Here is a 3274-nt window from a genome sequence, read left to right as displayed (position 1 = left end):
CGTCGACCCGGTGCCCGTGGCGGTCGCCTCACCGGGCAGGTCCGCCGTGGCCGGCGCCGAGGACGAGGGCGGGTCGGAGCTGCTCGGGCCCAGCATCGGGATCGGCCAGCCCTCCGGGGCGACCGCGGGCACGGCGACGGCCGGGGTGGCCGGTCCACGTCCGGCAGCGCCCACGTCACCGTCCTTCGCACCGCCGCGTCCCGTGTCGGCCTTCTTCGGCGCCTCGGCCTTGGGCACCTCGACCTTGGGCACCTCGACCTTGGGCACCTCCACCTTGGGGACGTCGACCTTCCTCGGCGACTCGGCCTTCGGTGCGTCCGCCTTCTTCGGTGCCTCTGCCTTCGGTGCCTCTGCCTTCGGAGCCTCGGCCTTCCTCGGCGACTCGGCCTTTTTCGGCGACCCGGCCTTCGGCGCGTCCTTCGCGTCGCCGCCGCGGTCGGCACGACCCGCTCCGGGCACGACGCCCCCGAGCACCGCGCCCGGGAGGTCCTGCACGCGCGGCGGGGCCGCCGTCGTGGCCTGCCCGACGGCCGGGCCCGGCGCGGCGCCGCCCGGAGGGACGATCGGCGCGAGAGGCGCCGCGGGCTCGGCCGAGGGCGCGGGCGCCGCGGACGACGGGGCCTGGGCTCCCGGCACGATCGGCGCCAGCGGCGGTTCCCAGCCGGACGGGGTGCTCGACGCGGGCGCCGGGGCGCTGCCGAGCGGGCGGGCGCCCGGGAGTGGGATCGGCGTCAGCGGCGGGGCGAGCGCGTCGTCGGAGGCTCCCGGGTCGGCCGGAACGACGCCGGGCGCGGAGCCACCCGCCAGGTCGCCCGACGACGGCGGGGCGGCCGAGGTCCCGAGGTCGGCCCCGGGCGCGGACGGGTCGGAACCACCGGTGGCCGGGCCGTACCCCGGTCCCGAGCCGTAGCCCGAGCCCGAGCCGTAGCCCGAGCCCGAGCCGTCCGGCTGCGCCTCACCGGTGTCGCTCGCGAGGGTGCGCGAGGTCCCCGCCGTGCCGGCGGCCTGCTCGCCCGGCCCGGCGGGCGCGGCGACGGTGCGGCCGACGCCCAGCGCTGCCGCGAGGAGTGCCACCGCGAAGAGACCCGTGACCGCCACACTGCGGGCCGACCATCGCGGCCACCGTTGCTTGCGGCGGCCCGTGTCCCACCCGTTCAGGGAGCCCGAAGGCATACCTGTCCCACTCTCTCTCCCCGACCCGCCACCCCCGGGCCCACCGGTCCGGAGATCCGAAAGGGTACGCGTCCGATACGTCTCAAGTCAGTCGTTCTGTGTTTCGAACGGGCACCACAGGGCACGATGGATGCCGTGGGTGCACCGCGGGCCGTGCAGGCGCACGAACGCGTCGTCGACCCGGCGTCCGCGTCCCCCGATCAGGTGATGGTCAGTCCACGATTGGAGCTGGACCTCGCCGTCGTCGGCTCCGCCTATCGCACGTTCCGCGACGCATTTCCGGAGAGCGAGGCCGCCTACGCCGTCAAGGCGAATCCTCATCCCGCCGTCCTCGCGCTCCTGGCCGAGGAGGGGGCGAGCGTCGATCTGGCGAGCGTCGGCGAGCTCGAGGCCTGCCTGCTCGCCGGCGTCCCGCCCGAGCGCATGAGTTGGGGCAACCCGCTGAAGAAGCCGTCCGACGTGCGGACCGCCGTGTCCGTGGGGGTGCACCGCTTCACCACCGATGCCGCCGCCGACGTCGACCTCCTCGCCCGCCTGGCCCCCGGGGCTGCCGTCACCGTCCGGCTCGGCGCCGACGACACCGGCTCGGCGACCCCGTTCGCGGGCAAATTCGGGGTCGCGCCCGACGAGGCCGCCGCCCTGCTGCGTCGCGCCCGGGACGCCGGTCTGCGCCCGCACGGGCTCGGTTTCCACCCCGGGTCGCAGCAGACCGACACGGGGTCCTGGCGGCGGGGGATCGCCGCGGCCGCCCGGGCCGTCGAGTCGTTCGGGGCACCGGTCGCCGAGGTGAACGTCGGGGGCGGGTTCCCGACGCCGCACGCCGCAGGCCCGGTGCCCGACCTCACCGCCTGCGCCACCGCGATCCGCGCGGCCCTCGCCGAGCACGCCGACGTCCCCGGCGTCGGGACCTGGCGTCCCCGCGTGGTCGCGGAACCCGGCCGGGCCCTGGTGGCGGGGGCCGGTGTGCTGGTCGCGGAGGTCGTCCTGGTCACCGAGCGCGCGGGGCGCCGCTGGGTCTACCTCGACGTCGGGCGCTACCAGGGTCTCGCGGAGACCGAAGGCGAGATGATCGTGTACCGGCTGCGCACACCCGGGTATCCCTCGGGCGCGCCGCGCGGCCCCGTCGTGCTCGCCGGGCCCACCTGCGACGGCGACGACGTGCTCTACCGCCACGCCGACGTCCGCCTCCCCCTCGACCTGGCCCCGGGCGACACCGTCGAGTTCCTCGGCGCCGGCGCCTACACCTCGAGCTACGCCTCGGTCGGTTTCAACGGGTTCCCCCCGCTGCCGACCGTGATCCACGACCGCGCCACCGACGAGACCCCTGAGGAAACCGATTGACCACTCCCGCTCCCGCGCTCCCCTCCACCCCGGTGGACTCGGGGTCCGTCTCGTTCTCGGGACGCCACGTCCTCGCCGAACTGCGCGGCGTCTCGCCCGTGCTCCTCGGTGACGACGCCGCCGTCGCCCGCGCCCTGCGGACCGCGCTCGACGACGGCGGCGCGACCACCCTCGAGGTCGTCAGCCACCGGTTCGAGCCCCAGGGCACGACGGTGCTCGCGATGCTCGCCGAGTCCCACGCCTCGGTGCACGCCTATCCGGAGGCGGGCGCGGCGTTCGTGGACGTCTTCACGTGCGGTGAGCACGCCGACCCGGAGCGGATCGTCGAGGTGCTGGGCCGCGAGGTCGGCGCCATCGAGGTGCGGGCGCAGATCGTGGCGCGCGGGGCCGGGCTCGCACCCGACGTCGTCGGGCAGCGGGAGGTCGACGAGCCCCTCGCCGAGGGGATGCGGCGACGGTGGCGGATCGACGAGGTGATCTGGCGCGGCCGCACCGCGTGGCAGGACATGATCGTCGCCCGGACCGCGCAGGGAATCTCGCTGTTCTGCGACGGGGAGCGGCAGTCCACCGAGACCACCCAGCTCACCTACCACGAGGCCCTCGCCGTCCCACCGCTGTTGCTGGCGGATCGACTGGAGCGGGTGCTCGTCGTGGGCTCGAGCGAGGGCGTCGTCTCCCAGCTCGCGGTGGCGGCCGGGGCTTCGCATGTCGATCACGTGGACATCGACTCGGAGTGCGTCCAGCGGTGCGCGGAGCTGCT

Annotated in this window: 2 protein-coding genes and 1 pseudogene; 2 read left to right on the top strand and 1 reads right to left on the bottom strand. The window is 75.9% G+C overall.

Translation table 11 applies throughout. From position 1 onward, the window contains the following. Positions 1-1098: pseudogene (locus VGI02_RS13120) on the bottom strand (hypothetical protein); the annotation flags it as partial. Positions 1099-1308: 210 nt separating this feature from the next. Between VGI02_RS13120 and VGI02_RS13115 the strand changes: the two are divergent. Together VGI02_RS13115 and speD are read left to right on the top strand one after the other, a co-directional pair. Next, positions 1309-2514, top strand: coding sequence for a type III PLP-dependent enzyme (locus VGI02_RS13115; RefSeq protein WP_331627827.1), 1206 nt, complete (start codon positions 1309-1311; stop codon positions 2512-2514). Next, positions 2511-3274, top strand: a 764-nt coding sequence (gene speD, locus VGI02_RS13110) for an adenosylmethionine decarboxylase (protein ID WP_331627826.1), incomplete at its 3' end; no start/stop codon positions are given. The genes VGI02_RS13115 and speD, both read left to right, overlap by 4 nt.

The sequence above is a fragment of the Actinomycetospora sp. genome (genome assembly GCF_036497245.1).
Lineage (GTDB): Bacteria > Actinomycetota > Actinomycetes > Mycobacteriales > Pseudonocardiaceae > Actinomycetospora.
This window is presented reverse-complemented; position numbering and strand designations above follow the sequence as displayed.